General features: G+C 64.6%; 23 protein-coding genes. 12 read left to right on the top strand and 11 right to left on the bottom strand.

Going from position 1 to position 21,184, the window contains the following annotated elements; all coding sequences use genetic code 11:
* Positions 1 to 2: 2 nt before the first annotated feature.
* Together H9X91_RS06885 and thyA are read right to left on the bottom strand one after the other, a co-directional pair.
* A complete protein-coding gene (locus H9X91_RS06885; RefSeq protein ID WP_204803827.1) occupies positions 3 to 506 on the bottom strand; it encodes a dihydrofolate reductase in 504 nt (167 codons plus the stop codon).
* A gap of 13 nt (positions 507 to 519) precedes the next feature.
* Complete coding sequence (gene thyA / locus H9X91_RS06880) at positions 520 to 1,350, bottom strand: thymidylate synthase (RefSeq protein ID WP_204803826.1); 831 nt, start codon at positions 1,348 to 1,350, stop codon at positions 520 to 522.
* Between the two features lie 215 nt (positions 1,351 to 1,565).
* Here thyA and H9X91_RS06875 point away from each other — a divergent pair, with 215 nt between their 5' ends.
* Positions 1,566 to 2,414 (top strand): AraC family transcriptional regulator, encoded by an 849-nt coding sequence (locus H9X91_RS06875; protein WP_204803823.1) that lies wholly within the window; start codon positions 1,566 to 1,568, stop codon positions 2,412 to 2,414.
* A 54-nt stretch (positions 2,415 to 2,468) separates the two neighbouring features.
* Here the strand turns inward: H9X91_RS06875 and H9X91_RS06870 are convergent, their stop codons facing one another.
* The 4 genes from H9X91_RS06870 to H9X91_RS06855 all read right to left on the bottom strand — a co-directional run bounded on the left by H9X91_RS06870 (position 2,469) and on the right by H9X91_RS06855 (position 6,887).
* Entirely contained in the window at positions 2,469 to 3,662 is a 1,194-nt protein-coding gene (locus H9X91_RS06870; RefSeq protein ID WP_204803821.1) for an iron-containing alcohol dehydrogenase, read from the bottom strand.
* Positions 3,663 to 3,711: 49 nt separating this feature from the next.
* Positions 3,712 to 4,209 (bottom strand): helix-turn-helix domain-containing protein, encoded by a 498-nt coding sequence (locus H9X91_RS06865; RefSeq protein WP_204803819.1) that lies wholly within the window; start codon positions 4,207 to 4,209, stop codon positions 3,712 to 3,714.
* A gap of 100 nt (positions 4,210 to 4,309) precedes the next feature.
* A complete protein-coding gene (locus H9X91_RS06860; protein WP_204803817.1) occupies positions 4,310 to 5,281 on the bottom strand; it encodes a D-2-hydroxyacid dehydrogenase in 972 nt (323 codons plus the stop codon).
* A gap of 4 nt (positions 5,282 to 5,285) precedes the next feature.
* The gene (locus H9X91_RS06855; RefSeq protein ID WP_204803815.1) at positions 5,286 to 6,887 is read right to left on the bottom strand and encodes an FAD-dependent protein; all 1,602 of its coding nucleotides are present in this window, start codon (positions 6,885 to 6,887) and stop codon (positions 5,286 to 5,288) included.
* A gap of 218 nt (positions 6,888 to 7,105) precedes the next feature.
* Here H9X91_RS06855 and H9X91_RS06850 point away from each other — a divergent pair, with 218 nt between their 5' ends.
* The gene (locus tag H9X91_RS06850; protein WP_204803813.1) at positions 7,106 to 8,473 is read left to right on the top strand and encodes a S1C family serine protease; all 1,368 of its coding nucleotides are present in this window, start codon (positions 7,106 to 7,108) and stop codon (positions 8,471 to 8,473) included.
* 470 nt (positions 8,474 to 8,943) lie between these two features.
* Here the strand turns inward: H9X91_RS06850 and H9X91_RS06845 are convergent, their stop codons facing one another.
* Both H9X91_RS06845 and H9X91_RS06840 read right to left on the bottom strand, forming a co-directional pair.
* Positions 8,944 to 9,138, bottom strand: coding sequence for a helix-turn-helix transcriptional regulator (locus H9X91_RS06845; RefSeq protein ID WP_204803811.1), 195 nt, complete (start codon positions 9,136 to 9,138; stop codon positions 8,944 to 8,946).
* A gap of 3 nt (positions 9,139 to 9,141) precedes the next feature.
* Entirely contained in the window at positions 9,142 to 9,447 is a 306-nt protein-coding gene (locus tag H9X91_RS06840) for a hypothetical protein (protein WP_204803809.1), read from the bottom strand.
* Between the two features lie 195 nt (positions 9,448 to 9,642).
* On the opposite strand from H9X91_RS06840, the gene ychF reads away from it, so the two are divergent.
* The 4 genes from ychF to H9X91_RS06820 all read left to right on the top strand — a co-directional run bounded on the left by ychF (position 9,643) and on the right by H9X91_RS06820 (position 12,923).
* The gene (gene ychF / locus H9X91_RS06835; protein WP_204803808.1) at positions 9,643 to 10,734 is read left to right on the top strand and encodes a redox-regulated ATPase YchF; all 1,092 of its coding nucleotides are present in this window, start codon (positions 9,643 to 9,645) and stop codon (positions 10,732 to 10,734) included.
* A 17-nt stretch (positions 10,735 to 10,751) separates the two neighbouring features.
* A complete protein-coding gene (locus H9X91_RS06830; protein WP_204803807.1) occupies positions 10,752 to 10,937 on the top strand; it encodes a hypothetical protein in 186 nt (61 codons plus the stop codon).
* A gap of 137 nt (positions 10,938 to 11,074) precedes the next feature.
* Positions 11,075 to 11,614, top strand: coding sequence for an RNA polymerase sigma factor (locus H9X91_RS06825; protein WP_204803806.1), 540 nt, complete (start codon positions 11,075 to 11,077; stop codon positions 11,612 to 11,614).
* Entirely contained in the window at positions 11,553 to 12,923 is a 1,371-nt protein-coding gene (locus H9X91_RS06820) for a M23 family metallopeptidase (RefSeq protein ID WP_204803805.1), read from the top strand. Before H9X91_RS06825 ends, H9X91_RS06820 begins: the two co-directional genes overlap by 62 nt.
* Before the next feature lie 46 nt (positions 12,924 to 12,969).
* Here the strand turns inward: H9X91_RS06820 and H9X91_RS06815 are convergent, their stop codons facing one another.
* A complete protein-coding gene (locus H9X91_RS06815) occupies positions 12,970 to 13,140 on the bottom strand; it encodes a hypothetical protein (RefSeq protein ID WP_204803804.1) in 171 nt (56 codons plus the stop codon).
* A gap of 92 nt (positions 13,141 to 13,232) precedes the next feature.
* On the opposite strand from H9X91_RS06815, the gene H9X91_RS06810 reads away from it, so the two are divergent.
* Positions 13,233 to 13,442 (top strand): helix-turn-helix domain-containing protein, encoded by a 210-nt coding sequence (locus tag H9X91_RS06810; RefSeq protein WP_243414470.1) that lies wholly within the window; start codon positions 13,233 to 13,235, stop codon positions 13,440 to 13,442.
* Between the two features lie 31 nt (positions 13,443 to 13,473).
* On the opposite strand, the gene H9X91_RS06805 is transcribed toward H9X91_RS06810, so the two are convergent.
* Both H9X91_RS06805 and H9X91_RS06800 read right to left on the bottom strand, forming a co-directional pair.
* Entirely contained in the window at positions 13,474 to 14,103 is a 630-nt protein-coding gene (locus tag H9X91_RS06805; RefSeq protein WP_204803802.1) for a trimeric intracellular cation channel family protein, read from the bottom strand.
* Positions 14,104 to 14,107: 4 nt separating this feature from the next.
* Positions 14,108 to 14,995, bottom strand: a complete 888-nt coding sequence (locus tag H9X91_RS06800; protein ID WP_204803801.1) for a LysR family transcriptional regulator — start codon at positions 14,993 to 14,995, stop codon at positions 14,108 to 14,110.
* Between the two features lie 162 nt (positions 14,996 to 15,157).
* Between H9X91_RS06800 and H9X91_RS06795 the strand changes: the two genes are divergently transcribed.
* The 5 genes from H9X91_RS06795 (at position 15,158) to thrS (ending at position 20,716) form a co-directional block, all read left to right on the top strand.
* Positions 15,158 to 15,931 carry a TIGR00282 family metallophosphoesterase gene (locus H9X91_RS06795; protein ID WP_204803799.1) on the top strand — a complete coding sequence of 258 codons (774 nt, stop codon included), beginning with the start codon at positions 15,158 to 15,160 and terminating at the stop codon, positions 15,929 to 15,931.
* Between the two features lie 72 nt (positions 15,932 to 16,003).
* Positions 16,004 to 16,492, top strand: a complete 489-nt coding sequence (locus H9X91_RS06790; RefSeq protein ID WP_204803798.1) for a YbaK/EbsC family protein — start codon at positions 16,004 to 16,006, stop codon at positions 16,490 to 16,492.
* Complete coding sequence (locus H9X91_RS06785) at positions 16,489 to 17,586, top strand: metallophosphoesterase family protein (RefSeq protein WP_204803796.1); 1,098 nt, start codon at positions 16,489 to 16,491, stop codon at positions 17,584 to 17,586. The genes H9X91_RS06790 and H9X91_RS06785 overlap by 4 nt, the downstream gene beginning before the upstream one ends.
* A 14-nt stretch (positions 17,587 to 17,600) precedes the next feature.
* Positions 17,601 to 18,593 carry an asparaginase gene (locus H9X91_RS06780; protein WP_204803794.1) on the top strand — a complete coding sequence of 331 codons (993 nt, stop codon included), beginning with the start codon at positions 17,601 to 17,603 and terminating at the stop codon, positions 18,591 to 18,593.
* 356 nt (positions 18,594 to 18,949) lie between these two features.
* Positions 18,950 to 20,716, top strand: a complete 1,767-nt coding sequence (thrS, locus tag H9X91_RS06775; protein ID WP_204803792.1) for a threonine--tRNA ligase — start codon at positions 18,950 to 18,952, stop codon at positions 20,714 to 20,716.
* Positions 20,717 to 21,184 lie beyond the last annotated feature (468 nt).

Raw genomic sequence — 21,184 nt, 5'->3', positions numbered from 1 at the left:
GTTCAGATGCACAGCTTCGTATTCACATAGTCATAGAACCGATAGGTGAGGCCGTTCTCCGTCACCGGGTCGCTGACGGACTCCACGGTCCAGCCCGGCAGCTTGTCCAGGTTGGGGAAGAAGGAGTCGGCCCCCTCCGCGGCGGCGTCCACCCGCGTCACACAGGCCCGCCGGCACTTGGAGAGCAGGGCGGCGTAGACGCTGCTGCCGCCGATGACCCAGAGCTTGTCCGGCGGCGTGTCCGCCGCGGCCTCCATGGCGGCATCCAGGCTGGAGACCACCACGGCCCCCTCCCGGTGAAAGTCCGCGCAGTGGGTGATGACGATGTTTTTCCGCTGGGGCAGGGGCTTCCCGCCGGGGAAGGTGTCCAGCGTCTTCCGGCCCAGAATGACGGTGCCCCCCAGCGTGAGGGAGCGGAAGCGCTTCATGTCCGCGGGCAGGGAGAAGAGCAGATGGTTCTCCCGGCCGATGGCCCAGTTTCGATCCACAACGACAATGGCATTCACAGCGGCGACCTCCTCAAATGGCGATGGGGATCTTGTCCTCGAAGGGGGCGGGGGTATATCCCTCCAGGGAGAAGCTGTCCCGGGTAAAGGCGTAGAAATCTGTCACGGACGGGTCCATGCGGAACACCGGCGCCGGGGACGGCGTCTGGGTCAGCATCTTTTCGATGATGGGCACGTGGCGGTCATAGATATGGGCGTCCGCGATGACATGGACCAGCTCGCCGGGGATCAGGCCGCTGACCTGGGCCAGCATGTGGACCAGCACGGCGTACTGCACCACGTTCCAGTTGTTGGCCGCCAGCATGTCCTGGCTCCGCTGGTTCAAAATGGCGTTGAGCACATTGCCGGACACGTTGAACGTCATGGACCAGGCGCAGGGGTACAGATTCATCTCGTGGAGGTCCTGGTGGTTGTAGAGGCTGGTGAGGATCCGGCGGGAGGCGGGGTTGTGCTTCAGGTCGTACAGCACCCGGTCCACCTGGTCCATCTCCCCCTCGGGGTACTGGTGTTTGATGCCCAGCTGATAGCCGTAGGCCTTGCCGATGGAGCCGTCCGCGTCCGCCCACTCGTCCCAGATGTGGCCCCGCAGGTCGCGGATGTTGTTGGACTTCTTCTGCCAGATCCACAGCAGCTCGTCCACCGCCGTCTTCCAGTAGGTCCGGCGGAGCGTCAGGATGGGGAACTCCTCCCGCAGGTCATAGCGGTTGACGATCCCGAACTTCTTGACGGTATGGGCGGGGGTGCCGTCCTCCCAGCGGGGGCGGACGGCCTGGTCGGTGTCCCAGACGCCGTGGTCCAGGATGTCCCGGCAGTTTTGGAGAAAGAGCGCGTCAGCGCGGCTCATGGCGGTCCCTCCTCAGGATTCGACTTTTTTCTCGTATAGCAAAGTATAGCAAATCCGGCGGGAAAACTCAATCCCGCAGTTGGGCGGGGGCTTCCAAATCGGAGGGATTTTTCCGCCTCCCGGTTGTGAAAACCGGCGAGATGCGGTACAATAACCAATAACGCCCCTGCCGCCGGCGGGCGGCGGGGACCATTGCACGGGAGAGGAGGCGGAAGATGCTGGACCGGAACGAGATCAGCAGGCGGGGATATCTGAAGGAGGACTTCCGCCTGTTCCACCTGAAGGACAGCCGGGCCCAGACGGTGGACTACCACTACCACGCCTTTGACAAATTGATCCTGCTGCTGGGGGGAAAGGTCACCTACGTGGTGGAGGGCGTCACCTACTTCCTCCGGCCCTGGGACATGCTGCTGGTGGGCCACGACCTGATCCACCGGCCCATCATCGACCCGGCGGAGCCCTATGAGAGGGTGGTGGTGTGGCTGGGCCGGGAGTGGCTGGAGCGGCGCAGCGACCCCGGCGAGGCGCTGTCGGCCTGCTTCGACACCACCCGGCAGCGGGGGTTCCACCTGCTGCGGTTCGACGCGGAGCGGCGGCTCCACTATATGCAGCGCATCCAGCAGATGGAGGCGGCCCAGCGGGACCGGGGCTTCGGTGCCGCCCGCATGGCGGACACCCTGTGCCAGCAGCTGCTGATCGACGTGAACCGGGATGTGCTGCGGTCCCGCACGGCCCAGGAGGAGCGGGACAGCTACCGGGTGGATCCCAAGATGGAGGAGATCCTGCGGTACATCCTGAGCCATCTGGAGGAGGATCTGACAGTGGAGACCCTGTCCAGGCAGTTCTTCATCAGCCGGTACTATCTCATGCACCGGTTCAAGGCGGTCACCGGCTATACGGTCCACCAGTATATCACCCAGAAGCGGCTGCTGCGGGCCGGAGAGCTGATCCGCTCCGGCGTGCCGGTGATGAAGGCGGCGGAGCAGGCGGGGTTCACCGAGTACTCCACCTTCCTGCGGGCCTTCCGCAGCACGTTCCACATGAGCCCCCGGGAGTTCCGGTGAGGCGGCGGGAAAAAAGAGGCGGGAGCGCACGGCGCTCCCGCCTCCTGATGGTCGTCAGGCCTGCTTTCCGCCCTCGGCCAGATGGAGGATGGCCTCCATGTCGGCGGGCTGGATCTTGACGAAGCCGCCGAAGGGGAAGCCGTTGGGCTTCTCCGCCCGGTGGGCCGCCATGGCGGGGATGTCCTCCGCCTTGGCACCCAGCTCCTCCAGCGTGGTGGGCATGCCCAGGGAGCGGAAGAAGCTCCGCAGCCGCCCGATGCCCTGGCGGGCGGTCTCCGCCGGGTCGGCGAAGTTCATCTCGCACCCGAAGACCCGCACGGCGAACTGGGCCAGCCGGGCGGGATCGTGGGGCAGCACATACTCCATCCAGGCGGGTAGCACCACCGCCAGGCCCGCGCCGTGGGCGCAGTCGTAGAAGGCGGAGAGCTCATGCTCGATCTGGTGGCTGGCCCAGTCCTGGTCCCGGCCCACGCCGCAGGAGTTGTTGTGGGCCAGCATGCCCGCCCACATCAGGTCCGCCCGGGCAGCGTAGTCGTTTGGATCGGCGATGGCCTTGGGGGCCGCGTCCAGCACGGTTTTCAGAAGGGCCTCGCACAGCCGGTCCGTCAGGGCCACGTCGGGGGTGTTGGTGAAGTACCGCTCCAGGATGTGTGCCATCATGTCCACGGCGCCGCTGGCGGTCTGATAGGCGGGCAGGGAGCAGGTGAAGCGGGGGTCCAGCACGGCGAATTTGGGGCGGATGACATCCGTCTTGGGACAGCCCCACTTCAGGTTGCCCCGCTCCTGGGTGATGACACAGCTGTCGGACCCCTCGCTGCCGGCGGCGGAGATGGTCAGCACCACGCCCACGGGCAGCGTTTTTTCGATCTTGGCGGCACCGGTGAAGAAGTCCCAGAAATCCCCCTTGTACAGCGCGCCGAAGCCGATGGCCTTGGCGGTGTCGATGACGCTGCCGCCGCCCACCGCCAGCAGGAAGTCCGCGCCGGTCCGCCGGACGATGTCGATGCCCTCATAGACCTTGCCGCTGCGGGGGTTGGCCTGGACGCCGGAGAGCTCGGCAAAGGGGATGCCCGCCGCCTCCAGAGAGGCGGTGACGGCGTCATAGGCGCCGTTGCGGCGGACGGACCCGCCGCCGGTGACCAGCAGCACCCGGGTGCCGCCGAACCGGCGCACCAGGGCGCCGGTGTTATTCTCCTCTCCGTCGCCGAAGGAGAAGAGAGTGGGGGAGTAGAAGGTGAAGTTGTTCATAAGATGATTTCCTTTCTGAATGGAATATGGGGTGGAGAGAGCGTGGTATTTAAAAACCGTTTTTCCGCAGCCAGATCCGAATTATGATGCCGCTAGCTGTCATTCCAGTCCCCACCGTCAGAAGAAGGCCGCGCCAGGAGTAGAAGAGGAAGTTTCCCGTAATATACCAGCTCCATCCGATGCCGGCTGTGATAAAGCAGTAATCCCATACACGGAAGAAAAGTGCCAGAAGGGAGGCAAGGATGGATAACACGCCTAAGCAGAGCAGAAGCGCCGCGGCCAGGCTGGCCCATTGCCGTCCGGAGGGCGCTGAAACCGAGGTATTTTGGCTGCCCCTGAGAGTTGGCTGTGCGTTTTTCATCAGCAGCTCGTCAGCAGAGACGCCAAGGATCTGGCACAGCTGAACGATTTTCTCCGCGTCTGGGAGGGACTCGCCAGTCTCCCAGCGGCTGACCGCCTGGCGGGAGACACCCAGCTGTGCTGCCAGCGCCTCCTGGGAGAGACCGGCAGTCCGCCGCCGGAGGGAGATTTTTTCACCGATGGTCATGGGCAAAACTCCTTTCTTAGACAGCATCAGCATATCACGAAACTGCCGGGAAGTCTGCCGCTGCCAGCGGGCAATGCTGCAATTTCCGCTTGCAGACTGCTCAGTACCCCAGCGCCCGGTCCACCAGCCCCGCCAGAGGCCGGCCGGCGGCGTAGTTCTCCAGATCGGCGCAGAAGCGGGCCACGTTTTCGTCGCAGGTGTAGCCCAGGGTCATGTTGCCGGAGACGTGGGGGGTGAGGATGATGTTCCGGGCGTCCCACAGGGGGTCGTCCTTGGGCAGGGGCTCCGGGTCCATCACGTCCAGGGCGGCGCCGGCCAGCTTTCCGCCGTTCAGGGCCTCCGCCAGGGCTGTTTGGTCCAGGGCGGTGCCCCGGCCCACGTTGATGACATAGGCGTCAGCGGGCAGCAGGGCGATCCGCTCCCGGTTCAGGATGTGGATGGTGTCCGGCGTGCTGGGCAGGGCCATCACCAGGATCTTCGTCCGGGGCAGCACGTCGTCCAGGTCGGAGATGGGGCGCACCTCGTCAAAGGCGGGATGGGGCCTGCCGCTGCGGCTGAGTCCTGTGATCTTCGCCGCCCCCATGCCCCGCAGCCGCTCCGCCACGTTGCGGCCGATGTCTCCGGTGCCCAGGATGGTGAACTCATTGTCCCGGATGGAGCGGACAGGCAGCTGGTTGGACCAGCTCCGCTGCCCCATGATGACCGCGTACTCCGGCATCCGCCGCAGCAGCATCAGCGTCACCATCACCACGTGCTCGGCGATGGTGACACCGTAGACATTGGAGTTGGTGAGCAGGCAGTCGGGGTTGGCGAACAGGGCGGGGTCCTTGCAGTAGAGGTCCACCCCGGCAAAGGAGCAGCAGTACCATCTCAGGCTGGCGGGGGCGGTGCGCAGCAGGTCCGCGGAGTGGGCGTACAGCACCTTGCAGTGCTGGAGGCAGGCCTTCGCCTCCTCAAACTGGTCCAGGGTGAAGAAGTGAGGGACAAAGCCGGTCCGCCGGGCAGTTTCCCGGATTTGGGCTTTGTGACCCTCTGTGAGGAATTCCAGATAGACGCAGATATCACGGCTCATATGATCAAGATCCTTTCTCGATGGATTGACAGAGTTGTTCGGCACAGCGCATGCCGTCCGCAGCGGCGGAGAGGATGCCGCCGGCATAGCCGGCTCCTTCGCCGCAGGGGTACAGGCCCCGGAGGGAGGACTGGTACGTCTCGTCCCGGGGGATCCGCACCGGGGAGGAGGAGCGGCTCTCCACCGCCGTCAGCACGGCGTCGGGGTCATCGTAGCCCCGGAGCTTCTGCCCCAGCAGGGGCAGGGCGCCCGCCAGGGTGTCCGCCACGAAGTCCGGCAGGCATTGGCGCAAATCCGTCCAGGTGACGCCGGGGCGGTAGCTGGGCTTCACCCGGCCGGGGCCCGTGGAGGGCCTGCCCGCCAGGAAATCCCCCACCCGCTGGGCCGGTGCCCGGTAGCCGCCGCCCCCCAGGTCATAGGCCGCCGCCTCCAGCCTCCGCTGGAAGGCGATGCCCGCCAGCGGATCCTGCGTTCCGCCGTAGTCCTCCGGCGTCACGTTCACCAGCAGGCCGCCATTGATGTTCTCCTGATCCCGGGCAAATTCGCTCATGCCGTTGGTGACCACTCGCTGCGCCTCTGACGCGGCGGCCACCACCTGCCCGCCGGGGCAGACGCAGAAGGAGTAGGCCGCCCGTCCGTTTGGTAGATGGCAGGAGAGCTTGTAGGTGGACGCCGGCAGCCCCGGGTGCCCGGCGTACTGCCGGTACTGGGCGGCGTCGCAGTCCGCTTGACGGTGCTCGATCCGCACCCCCACGGCGAAGGGCTTGGCCTCCATGGGCACACCCCTCTCGTAGAGCATTTCAAAGGTGTCCCGGGCGGAGTGGCCGGGGCACAGGATCAGCTGGCGGCAGGGCAGGGCATACGTCCCCGCCGGGCCCTCCACCGTGATGCCGGCCAGGGCGCCGTCCCGGATGTCCAGGTCCGCCAGACGGCTCTCGAACCGGATGTCCGCCCCCAGCTCCAGCAGTCGGCGCCGCAGGTTCACCAGGGCGATGTGGAGAAAGTCCGTGCCCACGTGGGGCTTGGCGTCGATGAGGATGTCCTCCGGCGCGCCGCAGGACACCAGCGTCTCCAGAATGAAGCGGTGGCGGAGGTCCTTGGTGCCGGTGTTCAGCTTGCCGTCGGAGAAGGCGCCGGCGCCGCCCTCGCCGAACTGGACATTGGAGGTCAGGTCCAGCTCTCCTGTGGTCCAGAACCGCTCCACGTCCGCCTTCCGCTGTTCCACCGGGCGGCCCCGCTCCAGCAGGATGGGCCGCTGGCCCGCCCGGGCCAGCACCAGGGCGGCGAAGAGTCCGGCGGGCCCGGCCCCCGCCACCACGGGCGGGACCGCCGGCGCCGGCAGGGGAGCGGGGGGCGCATAGGCCGCCTGGGGGACGGCCCGGCTGACCTTCCGGCTCCGGACCCGGCGGAGCACCGACGCCTCATCCTTTACGGAGACCTCCACCGTATAGACAAGGCGGACCTCCTCCCGGGCGTCCACACTGCGCCGCAGGACCCGGAGGGAGAGGAGATCCTTCTCCCGCACCCGCAGGAGGCGGGCGGCCTCGGCGGCCAGCGCCCCCATGCCGGCCTCCGGCGGGAGCTTGACGGAATCGATTCTTAACACCTTGTTCAAAGTTCCTTTCAGATGATTTTAAGATAAGCATACTATACTTCAGGTAAAGGTTCAAGGAAGAGCCTTTGAAAAGATCCCGGTTTTTCCGGGCGGCTTCCCCGAGGAAATTTAAAAAGCATACAAACAAAGTTCATATTCCCGACATGATTCCCTGCTATCATCAGTTCTAAAGAGACGATGTACGGGATACATAATAGGAGGCATCAATTATGTATAACGACGAACACAACCTGTACCATTACACATACCGCAAGGACGGCAGTGAGACGGAGACGCATCCGGCTCCCCAGGCCGGTCCGGCACCGGAATATCAGAACGGGCCCCAGCAGCCTGTGCAGGAGATGAAGCCTGTGAAGAAAAATCGTGTGGGCATGAAGCTCACGGCACTGGCCCTGTGCTGTGCCCTTCTGGGCGGCGCTGTGGGCGGCGGCATCGTCTGGGGCGTCAGCAACAGCGGCGAAGAAGACAGCACCACCATCAACGTCAGCGACCGCACCGTCAGCCAGGTGGCTGTAAACAAGGTGGACGGACAGACCGAGATGAGCGACGCGGAGGTCTACGCCGCCAATGTCAACAGCGTGGTGTCCATCAACGTCACCGGCACCAGCGGCACCAACTGGTTCGGCCAGCCGGTGCAGACGGCGTCCGCCGGCTCCGGCTTTATCCTGACCAGCGACGGCTACATCGTCACCAACTACCATGTGGTGGGCGACGCCCAGACCATCCAGGTGACGCTGTACAGCGGCGATACGTATGACGCCCAGTATGTGGGCGGCGACGAGGACTATGATATCGCCGTCATCAAGATCGAGGCCACCGGCCTGCAGGCCGTCACCCTGGGCGACAGCGAGGAGCTGAACGTGGGCGACCATGTGCTGGCCATCGGCAACCCCCTGGGCGAGCTGACCTTCTCCATGAGCGGCGGCATGGTTTCCAGCGTGAACCGGACCATCAATGTGGATGGCACGCCCTTCAACATGATCCAGACGGATACCTCCATCAACCCCGGCAACTCCGGCGGTCCGCTGCTGAACAGCTACGGCGAGGTGGTGGGCATCGTGTCTGCCAAGTATTCCAGCACCGGCAGCAACGGTGAGACAGCGGAGGGCCTGGGCTTCGCCATCCCCATCAACGATGTGTCCAGCATGATCCAGGACATCATGACCAACGGCTATGTGAGCAACCGGGCCTATCTGGGTGCCACCATCGGCTCCCTGAATGCCAGCATGGCCCAGCAGTACCGCTATGACATCACCGAGGGCGCCTTCGTCTACTCCGTGGAGGACGGCGGCCCGGCCGACCAGGCGGGCCTGCAGCTGGGCGATGTGATCATCGCCATCGACGACACGGAGATCACCTCCCTGGATGATCTGACGGCTGCCAGAAAGTCCTACACCGCAGGCGACACCTGCACCCTGACCGTCTACCGCCAGGGGGAGACCATCACCCTGCAGCTGACCTGGGGCGCGGCCCCTGCGGAACAGCAGGCGGAGAGCCAGAGCCAGACCCAGCAGGACAACAGCCAGAGCGGCGGATATATTGACCCGAACGACCTCTTCAATTACTTCTTCGGCTGATCCCCTGACAGGGGGACGTGAGAAATCACTTCGCAGTCTGTGGGCGGCCCTGCGGCAAAAGCTGCGGAAGGGCAAAGGCTACCGGATGCGACGGACAGCGGAGATTTCAAATAGATCCCCAAACACTCCAAAACACCCCAAAGGCGCACCGCGTTTTATGAACGCGGTGCGCCTTCTGTTCGTGCTGCGGATGAGATGCCTGTGTTTGCAGCACAAAGGCGCCGTCCGGCTTTCACGAACGGCGCCCCTGTGCTGAGTAAAGAGGGAGGTGACAGATGGAGCCTCATCAAAGGGCAGGCCCTTGAGGATCACCGCCCGGCAAAAGGCCCGCGGAGACTGGAGAGATCCTGCCGGAGGGCCTTTTGGCAGGGCAGATGACCGGTGGCCGGCGATCCGCCAGTGCCTGATCATCTTAACGACATTTTAACACTGGGGGGACCCGAATGCAACCCCCAAAACAAGGCGCTGCACTACTCCGGCAGATGGAAAATCTCCTCGACCGGCGCACCCAGCAGCCGGGCCAGCCGCATGGCAAGGCCCAGGGTGGGGTCGTACTTGTTGTTTTCGATGGCGTGGATGGTCTGGCGGGTGACGCCCAGCAGCCGGGCCAGGTCCTCCTGCCGGAGACCCGCCGCCTTCCGCAGCTCCCGGATCCGATTCTCCATGGCTCACAGCCCCACGCGCCACAGCAGCAGGCCGAAGGCCAGCAGAAAGATCACCAGCAGCAGGACATACAGCAGGAGGCGCTTGGCGCCGTCCCGGTCCCCGGTGCGCCACCGGCCCACCTGCGGAGCCAGGAAGTACAGCGGATTCTGAAAGACGAACAGGTATATGGGCGCGGTGAAGCGGCCCGTCTGAACGTACCCCCAGGTCCCCCACACAAACAGGGCCATCACCATGAAGAACCAGGCCACCCGGATGGCGTTCAGAGAGAGGTGGAGTTCCATCCCATCCATTTTCCGAAAGAGTTTCATGGGACGGCCTCCTTTTTGAATTGTCAAATCTTCTTGACATTTTGGCTATAGCATAGCGGGGCGAAAATGTCATAATATTTTACATTTTGCGAGCAAGGCAGAAACCTGCTGAGGAATCCAGGCTGGCCCTTGCGCTTTTGGAACTGAAATGATACAATAATTGTCCAAAAATATCAGCAAGGGAGCGCTGCTTTTATGAAATTAGGAATCGTGGGACTGCCCAATGTGGGCAAGTCCACTCTGTTCAATGCCATCACCAACGCCGGCGCGGAGAGCGCCAACTATCCGTTCTGCACCATCGACCCCAACGTGGGCATGGTGGCGGTGCCGGACGAGCGGCTGGACAAGCTGGCGGAGATGTACCAGCCGGACAAGAAGACCCCAGCGGTCATCGAGTTCGTGGACATCGCCGGCCTGGTGAAGGGCGCCAGCAAGGGCGAGGGTCTGGGCAACAAGTTCCTGGCCAACATCCGGGAGACCGACGCCATCGTCCACGTGGTCCGCTGCTTTGACGACGAGAACGTCATCCATGTGGAGGGCAGCACGGACCCACGGCGGGATATCGACATCATCAACATGGAGCTGGTGATGGCGGATCTGGAGATGGTCCAGCGCCGGGTGGAGAAGGCTACCAAGGCGTTGAAGGGCGACAAGAAGTTCCAGCATGAGGTGGACGTGTTCACCGCCCTCCAAAAGCACCTGGACGAAGGCAACCTGGCCCGGACGTTCGAATGCGACGAGGACGACGCGGCTCTGATCGCCACCAGCGACCTGCTGACCCTGAAGCCGGTGATCTACGCCGCCAACACCGACGAGGCGGGCTTCACCGATCTGGAGCATAACCAGTACTACCAGCAGGTGAAGGCCATCGCCGACGCGGAGGGGAGCCAGGTGCTGCCCATCTGCGCCAAGATGGAGCAGGACATCGCCGAGCTGGAGGGCGACGAGAAGCTGATGTTCCTGGAGGAGCTGGGGGTGGAGGAGTCCGGCCTGGACCGGCTCATCAAGTGCTCCTATGCCCTGCTGGGGCTCATCTCCTTCCTGACCTACGGCAAGGACGAGTGCCGGGCCTGGACCATCAAGAAGGGCACCAAGGCCCCCCAGGCTGCCGGCAAGATCCACTCCGACATCGAGCGGGGCTTCATCCGGGCGGAGGTCATCGCCTATGACGACATGATCGCCTGCGGCAGCGTCAACGCCGCCAAGGAGAAGGGCCTGCTCCGCAGCGAGGGCAAGGAGTACGTGGTCCAGGACGGCGACATGATCTACTTCCGGTTCAACGTGTGATGACGGACCAGGAGAGATTGGCGGCCTACGACCGCCTGTATGCCGACCTGCTGAAGGAGCGGGACAAGGTGGCCTCTGACATGGACAAGCTCCGCGCCGCGGGAAAGAACCGGGGCGCCACCTACCAGCAGCTGCTGGCCCAGAAGCTGACGGTCCAGAACCTGATCGGCCGGTTCGAGATCTACGGCATCAAAGAGATGTGAGAGACAGGCAGGCGCAGACGCGCCTGCCTGTTTGCTGCCCGGCAGACGAAAAAATCTCCGCCCGCAGGAAACATTTCGGCGTCCCCCGGCGTGTATAGAGTGAAAGCGCTTTTCAGACGAGAGAAAGGAGGCATTGCATGGAAGATACGGAGATCCTGCTGCGCAATGCCATGGAACACCACGGCGCCGCCGTGTACCGGCTGGCACTGTGCCGGATGCAGAGCGTCCAGGACGCGGAGGACGTGTACCAGGACGTCTTTCTCCGGCTGTTGGACCAGGACAGCACACATTGGGACGGTGACCACCTGCGGGCCTGGCTGCTGCGGTGCACGGTGAACCGGTGCCATGATCTGCACCGCTTCCGCCTGCGGCGGCCGGTGCTGGCCCTGGCGGACCTGCCGGAGACCGCGGCGGAGCCGGACAGCGGCACCGCCGAGCTGTGGGATGCGGTGGCCCGCCTGCCGGAAAAGCTGCGCATCCCCATCCACCTGTACTATGCCGAGGGGTATTCCACGGAGGAGATCGCCGGACTGCTGGATATTCCGGCGGCCACGGTCCGCACCCGGCTCCGCCGGGCCCGGAACAAACTGCACGACCTGCTGGGAGGAGACGACCATGAAGAAGAACGATTATCAGAATATGATGGAGCATATCCAGCCCCCCGCCGGGCTGAATGACCGGGTGCTGTCCGCCGCCCGGCGGCGGGCGGCGGAGCAAGAGCCCGCCGGCCCCAAGCGCCTGGCGCCCAGGAAATGGCGGCCGGTGGTCCGGGCGGCGGTGTGCGCCGCCTGCGCCCTGGCCCTGGTGGCGGGCTCCGTGACCCTGTGGCCCATCGGCGGCGGAGAGACGACCGCCGACGGCGCCCCGGTGACGGCCCTGCCTGCGTTTTCCTTCGGCCTGACGGCCTATGCCGCCGACACGGGGGAGCGCTACGAAGCCAACGCCAACGGGGGACTGGCCTTCAGCACATCCGGCCAGGGCTCCTGGTCCGCCGAGGACGGACACTACACCGGCTGCCTGTTCCAGGTGGCAGGAGAGAACATCCAGACCATTTCCCTGGCCATCGACCGGGAGGCGCTGTACCGCAGCAGGACCCTGACTGACCTCCCCGGGGAGGAGGTGCAGAAGTACCTGGAGGCCGAGGCCAGCGGCACGGAATACCAGCTGCCCGGAGGCGGAGATGTCATCGCCGCAGTTTACAGCGAGGGGGAAGAGGAGCCCCTGACCCTGGAGGTGGTGACGGACCTGGGGGCCAGCGTCACGGAGGACTATGACCCGGAGGCCCGCTACGGCTTCCTGATCCCGGACACCGGCGATATTGATTGGGAAGGGGATCCCCGGACGGCCAACCAGGAGAGCATCGACCGGCTGGACGGCGCCCGGCTGACGGTGACCGTGACCTTCACTGATGGCACAGAGCAGACCAAGATCTACACGCTGTCCACAGGGCAGTTGAAGGTGGAATACGAAGAGGACGGCACCATGACCCTCCTGCCCCAGCTGGCGGGGGACGACGATCCCTGGATCTACGGCGTCTACGCCGTGGATGAGGAAAGCAGCCGCTTTTTCCAATGGCCGGTGCAGGGGACCAATACCATCAGCCTCTCCAATCCTTACGGCAGCCGGGTCAAGCCCGGCGGGCAGGGGGAGACGGTCCACGCCGGCATCGATATCCCGGCCCCGGAGGGTGAGGTGATCCTGGCGGCGGCGGACGGCACCGTCTCCGAGGTGGGCTTTGATCCGGAGCGGGGCAACTACCTGGTCCTGGACCACGGGGACGGCCTCACGACGCTCTACGGCCAGTGCCGGGACTTCACGGTGGAAGAGGGCGACACCGTCCGGGCTGGGGAGATGATCGGCGCCGTGGGCTCCACCGGCATGTCCACAGGCCCCCACCTCCACTTTGAGGTCCGCCAGGACGATGAGCCCCAGAACCCGGTGGCGTACTTTGACAGCGACGTCCGGGACACGCTGCGGATGGGATAACGTGCTCTGAAAAGGCGGGAGCCGCTGCATCGCAGCGGCTCCCGTGTTATTTGGTTTCGTCCTGCGGGAATTCAGGGTCTGCGGGTTCCCAGGCGTCCCGTTCCTGTTCCAGCCGCAGAGCGGTGTGCAGCCGGGCCTGGCGCAGGATGCGGTCGGCATTCCGCAGGGCTTCCTCCAGGATTTCATAGGCAGCCTTGTAGTCCGGTTCCTGGGGCATGGTCATCACCTCATATTTATTATAGGTCCAAATCACCCTATTTTCAATAGGTCAACAGGGCATAATTTCTCTGGGTGATGACGATGACTCCAATGAGAGCCTTGCGAAAGGCCAAAGGGTACTCCCAGGTCAAGATGCAGATGCTGACGGGGATCGATCAGAGCGACTACTCCAAGATCGAGACGGGGAAGCGTAATATGACCTTTGAACAGTGCCGACGGATCGCCCTGGCGCTGGAGACCAGCATGGACTATCTTGCCGGGCTGACGGACGAGCAGAGGCCCTATCCCCCGAAAAAATGAGGACCGCTCTTTCGAGCGGTCCTCTGTCTGTTCAGTCGTGGGCGTGGGGCAGATTCCAGCGGAAGTGGGCGGAGAGGATGCGGATGGCGATGACCAGCCCGCCGCCGCAGAGCATGGCCGCCGCCTCTCCCACAAGGGGCCACAGCCCCACGCAGGTCAGTGCTCCGGCCAGGGAGGCGGAGGCGTAGACGTGTTTGACGAAGATGTAGGGCGTGTCCCCGGCCATCACGTCCCGCAGGACGCCGCCGCCCACGCCGGTGACCACCCCCACGAACACCAGCAGGAACAGCGTGGGCCGGGACGCCTGCTGGTAGGCGATGCGGATGCCCGCCACGGTGAAGATGCCGAGCCCCGCGGAGTCCATGATCAGCAGCACCAGGTCGTAGAGCCGCTGGTCCCACATCAGCAGCCGCCGGATGCGGGGCAGGAACAGCACCAGAGAGGTCAGCAGGGCCACCACCGCGTAGATGGGATCCAGAAAGGTGGTGGGCGGGGTGATGCCCAGGATCACGTCCCGGATGACACCGCCCCCCACCGCGGTGGTGAGACCCAGGATGCACACGCCGAAGATGTCCATGTTCTTTTTCAGCCCGGTGATGGCGCCGGAGGCGGCAAAGGCCAGGGTGCCCGCCAGCTCCAGGATCAAAAACAGCCGCTCCATGCAGTCACCGGGCCTCTCTGCGGACCATCTCCATAAAGGCGGCGGCCGCAGCAGTTGGGGACACGTCCTGCAGGGTGCACATGTCCACGCTGCGGGAGGGGATGGTGAAGTCCGTCTTCAGCAGGCGGATGTCCCCGCTGAGCAGGGCGTCCTGCACGAACTCCAGCGTCACGCCGGCCACGCCCAGCCCGATCTTGGCCAGGGATACCAGCAGGCTGCGGGAGGAGAGCTCGATCTCCGGCGTCAGAGTGATGCCGCTCTGCAGGAAGTACTGCTCCAGAAACACCCGGCTGCTGGCCTTGCGCTCCAGCAGGATCAGGGGGAAGTCCGCGATCTCCTGCCGGGTGTACACGTGGTCGAAGTCGCAGTCATAGCCGCTGCCGGCCACGAACACGGAGTGGGTGGCGAAGCAGGACCAGGTGGACAGTCCGGGCTCCGACGGGGAGGAGGCGAAGGCGATGTCCACGGCGCCGGACCGCAGCATGCTCAGCACCTTGGCGCTGCGGCCGCTGACGATCTTCAGCCGGATGCCCGGGTGCTGACGGTGGAACGTCTCCAGAAACGGCGTCAGGAAAAAGCTGGTGACCGTGTCGCTGGCGCCGATGGTCAGCGTCCCCAGCAGCAGCTGCTGGGCCTGGGACAGCTTGTCCTCCCCCGTGGCCAGCAGGCCCAGGGCGCTGCGGACGTACTGGTAGAGCATCTGCCCCTCCCAGGTGAGGGAGACGCCCCGGGGACTGCGGGCGAACAGCCGGGCCTGAAGTGCCGTCTCCAGCTGCTTGACGGACTGGCTCACCGCCGACTGGGAGATGTAAAGGTTTTTCGCCGCCAGGGAGATGTTGCCCGTCTCCGCCACCTCTTTGAAGACCCGGTACAGCTCCAGTTTCACCGCCATGGACCATTCCTCCAGTAATCAGAATTTCTAATAGATGCCGGAACCATTATAAGGGATGACCGGAGGAAACGCAACCGGAGAGAAAAATTTTTGAAGGACCTTTCCAATCCGGGCGGTTTTTGTTATACTAAACCATTAGATCGCAGAAACGGGGGCGCGTATATGGAATATCACATTCTGGCGGTGGGAGACGTGGTGATGGAGCCGGGTCTCCGCCATCTGGAGCGGCACCTGCGGCCCCTGCAGAAGTGGAAGGCCATCGACTTTACCGTGGTGAACGGAGAGAACGCCGCCGGCGTGGGGCTGACGGCGGAGCAGGCGGAGCGGATCTACGACGCCGGCGCAGACGTGGTGACCCTGGGGAACCACGCCTTCGGCAAGAGCCAGATCGCCGACTTCCTGGAGGACGCCCCCTGGCTGCTGCGGCCCGCCAACTACACCGGCCGGGCCCCGGGGCGGGGCTGCGGGATCTACGACCTGGGCCGGGTCCGCATCCGGGTGCTGAACCTGATCGGCCGGTGCGACCTGGCCTGGGGAGCGGACAACCCCTTTACAGCGGCGGACCGGCTGCTGGAAGAGGGGGAGGCGGACTTCACCCTGGTGGACTTCCACGCCGAGGCCACCAGCGAGAAGCTGGCCATGAGCTACTATCTGGACGGGCGGGTCTCCGCCCTGTGGGGGACCCACACCCACGTGCCCACCGCTGACGAGCGGGTGTGCCCCAAGGGCACGGGCTATATCACGGACCTGGGGATGACCGGCGTCATCGAGTCGGTGCTGGGCATCGACCCCCGCCAGTCGGTGGAGGGATTCTTGGGGGGGCTGCCCGGCCGCTACCGGGCGCCGGAGGGACCGGCCAAGCTCCAGGGGGCCATCTTCACCCTGGACAGCGCCACCGGGCTGTGCACCGCCGTGGAGCGCATCGACATCCGCTGAGCGGGATTGTCCGAAAACGCGCGGCATAGGACAGATCTTACACTATTTTATAATAGAGAGGAACGAACCATCATGTCGATTGAAAAAGTCAGAGCCTACTTCAAGCCCCTGGGCATCGAGGACCGGATCCGGGAGTTCGACGTGTCCTCTGCCACGGTGGAGCTGGCGGCGGTGGCCGTGGGGGTGGAGGGCGCCCGCATCGCCAAGAGTCTCAGCTTCAAGGTGGAGGACAAGCCCATCATCATCGTGGTGGCGGGAGATGCCAAGGTGGATAACAGCCGCTACAAGGCCCAGTTCCACACCAAGGCCAAGATGCTGACCCATGAGGAGGCCCATGACTGGATCGGCCATGACGTGGGCGGCGTCTGCCCCTTCGCCCTGCCGGAGGATGTGAAGGTCTATCTGGATGCGTCTCTGAAGCGGTTCAGCACGGTGTTCCCCGCCGCGGGCAGTGACAACAGCGCCGTGGAGATGACCTGCGACGAGCTGGAGCGGTACGCCTCCAACTTCGTGGAATGGGTGGACGTGTGCAAGGGCTGGCGGCCCGAGAAGCAGGGATGATCCGGTTTCTGCACGGGGCGGACTTCCATCTGGACAGCGCCTTCGGCGCCCTGCCGGCCCAGCGGGCGGCGGAGCGGCGGAGAGAGAGCCGGGAGCTGCTGTTCCGTCTGGCGGACTATGTGAATGGGCATGACATCGACCTGGTGCTGCTGGCGGGAGACCTGTTTGACAGCGCCAGTCCCTTCCGGGAGACAGGGGAGCAGCTGGCTGCGGCTTTGGGGCAGATGCGGGCCCGGGTGTTCGTCGCCCCCGGCAACCACGACTGGTACGGCCCCGGCAGCCCCTGGGAGACGGAGACCTGGCCGGAGAACGTGACCGTGTTCCGGGAGAGAGCCATGACGGCGGCGGAGGTGCCGGAGCTGGATCTGGTGGTCCACGGCGCGGCCTTCACCGGGCCGGACCAGCCGGAGAGCCTGCTGGCGGGCTTCACCGCCCCGGCGGACGGGAAGGTCCACATCGGCCTGCTCCACGGGGAGCTGGACGGAGCGGAGGACCGGTATGACCCCATCCGGCGGGAAGAGGTATCGGCCAGCGGCCTTGCCTATCTGGCCCTGGGCCACGTCCACAAGCGGATGGAGCCTCTGACGCTGGGCCGGACCGTCTGCGCCTGGCCCGGCTGTCTGGAGGGTCGGGGCTTCGACGAGCTGGGGGAGAAGGGCTTTTATGAGGGCACGATCTCTGACAGCGGCGAGGTGTCGCTGGCCTTTGTGCCCTTTGCCCGGCACCGGTATGAGATTTTAGAGGTGGACGTCACAGGAAAGGATCCCCGGACCGCCGTGGAGGCGGCCCTGCCGCCGGATACGGCGGGGGACCTGTACCGGATCCTCCTCACCGGCGAGACGGCCGAGGGCGGCGCCGGCGCTGCGGCGCTGCGGGAGGCTCTGGCGGACCGCTTCGACACGCTGGAGGTCCGGGACCGGACCCGCATGGCGGAGGATCTGTGGCAGCGGGCGGGGGAGGACTCCCTGCGGGGTTTGTTCCTCCGGGAGCTGCTGGCCCGCCGGGAGGCGGCGGAGGACGAGGCGGCCCGGGCGGAGATCGACCTGGCGGCCCGGTTCGGCCTGGCGGCCCTGGACCACCGGGACCTGGGATAAGGAGGGGCTGCGCTATGAAGACCATCCTGCTGATCGGCACCGGCGGCACCATCGCCTCCGAGGTGACGGACAGCGGTCTGGCGCCGGAGCTGACCACGGAGCAGCTGCTCTCCCACCTGCCGGCGATCTCGGAGATCTGCCATGCGGACTGCGTTCAGCTGCTGAATCTGGACAGCACCAACATGACGCCGGCCAACTGGCTGGAGATCGCCGCCTGCATCCGGGAACGATACGGCCGCTATGACGGATTCGTCATCACCCACGGCACGGACACCATGGCCTATACAGCGGCGGCCCTCAGCTATCTGATCCAGGCGAGCCCCAAGCCCATCGTGCTGACCGGCGCCCAGAAGCCCATCGGCTTTGACTCCACGGACTCCAAGGTGAATTTGACGGACGCCTTCCGCTGCGCGGCGGCGGACCTGCCGGGCGTGTCCATCGTGTTCAACGGAAGAGTGATCCTGGGGACCCGGGCCCGGAAGACCCGGTCCAAGAGCTTTCAGGCCTTTTCCAGCATCAACCACCCGGAGCTGGCTGTGCTGAGGGACGGCGTGCTGCTGCGCTACATCCACCAGGACTGCGGCCCGGCGCCGGTGTTCTACGACCGCCTGGACCCGAGGGTGGCCCTGCTGAAGCTGGTGCCCGGCGCCGGCCGGGAGGCGGCGGACTTCCTGCTGGAGCGGAACGACGCCCTGATCATCGAGAGCTTCGGCGTGGGCGGCCTGCCGGAGGCGGGGGGCTTCTACGACTGCGTCCGCCATTGGATGGAGGCAGGGAAGATCGTGGTGCTCACCACCCAGGTGGCCAGCGAGGGCAGCGACCTGGGGGTCTACCACGTGGGCTACCGGCTGAAGAGCGACCTGGGGGTGCTGGAGGCCTATGACATGACCACCGAGGCCGTGGTGGCCAAGCTCATGTGGATCCTGGGCCAGACCCGGGACCGGGCGGAGGTGGAGCGGCTGTTCTACACCCCGGTGGCCCGGGACATCCTGTGGCTGGGGACCTGACGATCCCCGGCGGAAAACCGGATTTCGCCACTTGACAAGGCGAAATCCCCGTGCTATATTGGGCTTTGTCAAGAAAAAGGCATTGAAAAGGACGCTGTCCGGGCAAGGCAGCAGAGAGGGGCCGCCGCGGCTGCAAGCGGCCCTGGTCGGAGCCCGGGGATCAGCCACCGCCTTGGAGCCGCCCACCGATATGTAGGCTGGGACGGGACCTCCCGTTACAGAGGACACGAGCGGCATCCTATATAAAATAGGGTGCAAGCAGGGTGGAACCGTGGAATACGACTTTGTATCCCACCCCTGATCATTCAGGGGTGGGATTTTTGCTTTCTGCCCCTCACATCAAAGGAGGATCAACCATGTCTGAAGAAGTGAAGAACAACGAATTTACCTTTGACAACCCGGAGTACCGCCAGACCTACTGGCACACCTGCTCCCACGTGATGGCCCAGGCTGTGAAGCGCCTGTGGCCGGAGGTGAAGCTGGCCATCGGCCCCTCCATCGACGAGGGCTGGTACTACGACCTGGACGCCCCCTTCGCCTTCACCCCGGAGCACCTGGAGAAGATCGAGGCGGAGATGCGGAAGATCTGCAAGGAGAAGCTGAAGCTGGAGCGGTTCGAGCTGCCCCGGGAGGAAGCCCTCAAGTTCATGGAGGAAAAGAACGAGCCCTACAAGGTGGAGCTCATCAACGACCTGCCCGCCGACGCCCACATCTCCTTCTACAAGCAGGGTGAGTTCACCGATCTCTGCGCCGGCCCCCATCTGGACTCCACCGGCCGCATCAAGGGCAACGCCCTGAAGCTGACCGCCTGCAACGCCGCCTACTGGCGGGGCGACTCCAACCGGGAGACGCTGCAGCGCATCTACGGCATCGCCTTCCCCAAGAAGGATGAGCTGGACGCCTACCTGCAGCGCATCGAGGAGGCCAAGAAGCGGGACCACCGGAAGCTGGGCAAGGAGCTGGGCCTGTTCATGCTCCGGGACGAGGGCCCCGGCTTCCCCTTCTTCCTGCCCAAGGGCATGACGCTGAAGAACACCCTGCTGGACTACTGGCGGCAGGTCCACAAGAAGTACGGCTATGTGGAGATCTCCACCCCCATCATCCTGAACCGGCAGCTGTGGGAGCGGTCCGGTCACTGGGACCACTACAAGCAGAATATGTACACCACCGTCATCGACGAGGAGGATTACGCCATCAAGCCCATGAACTGCCCCGGCGGCATGCTGGTCTACGCCAGCGAGCCCCACTCCTACCGGGAGCTGCCCCTGCGGGTGGGTGAGATCGGTCTGGTCCACCGTCACGAGCTGTCCGGCGCCCTCCACGGCCTGTTCCGGGTGCGCTGCTTCAACCAGGACGACGCCCACATCTTCATGACCCCCGACCAGCTCAAGGACGTGATCCAGGAGACGGTGCGCCTGTTTGACGAGGTGTACTCCACCTTCGGCCTGAGCTATGCCATCGAGCTGAGCACTATGCCCGAGGACCACATCGGCACCGTGGAGCAGTGGGAACACAACCAGGACATCCTGAAGAACGCCATCACCGACATGGGCAAGGAGTTCACCGTCAACGAGGGGGACGGCGCCTTCTACGGCCCCAAGCTGGACTTCCATCTGGCCGACTCACTGGGCCGCACCTGGCAGTGCGGCACCATCCAGCTGGACTCCCAGCTGCCCGAGCGGTTCGAGCTGGAGTATGTGGGCGAGGACGGCGAGAAGCACCGCCCCGTCATGATCCACCGGGTAGTGCTGGGCTCCATCGAGCGGTTCATCGGCGTCATCACCGAGCACTTCGCCGGCGCCTTCCCCGTGTGGCTGAACCCGGTGCAGGTGAAGGTCCTGCCCATTACAGACCGTGCCCTGGGGTATGCCGATGAGATCGCAAAGCAGCTGGACGGCGCCGGCTTCCGGGTGGAAGTGGACGGCCGCAACGAGAAGATCGGCAAGAAGATCCGGGAGGCCACCCTGGAGAAGATCCCCTACATGCTGGTGGTGGGCGACCGGGACATGGAGAACCAGACCGTCTCCGTCCGCCTGCGGACCGGCGAGGACCTGGGGGCCATGTCCCTGGCGGACTTCACTGCCCGCCTGAAGCAGGACGTGGACACCAAGGCCATCTGGTAAAGCGGTTTTCCTGGACAGCCGCCCGGCGTCCCCGGCGAATGTGACGGCTGCGGGACATTTCAAATCATATCTCTTGCCTCCCCGGCGGACCATGTGCCCGCCGGGGAGGTTTTCTTCGCTTTTGTTGCACAAAACCGTGCATCAACGGCCGAAATGCCCGCTGAATATAGAAAAAATGCCAGTCTTTCCATCCAGGGATCTCCAAAAACCGGTTTCCATAATCCATACACGGCTTTTGTTACGGCTGTGTTACAAATCATTTGAAGCTCTTGAAAAAGGATTTTTGCTCTGATACAATCCATCATGAACAAACGAGGTGTCCGTTCCTGACAGCCCGGCGCAGATACGGGTATAACGGCTAGCCACGGTATGTGTGCCGTGTGAAGGGAACAAAACTCCTTGGGCGTTCAAAATTCAAATGCCGTCCCGATCCGGCGGATTCGTCCGGGGGGGGGGCGGATCCCCGCC

Source organism: Oscillibacter valericigenes, from assembly GCF_016902445.1.
Taxonomy (GTDB): domain Bacteria; phylum Bacillota; class Clostridia; order Oscillospirales; family Oscillospiraceae; genus Oscillibacter; species Oscillibacter avistercoris.
This window is presented reverse-complemented; position numbering and strand designations above follow the sequence as displayed.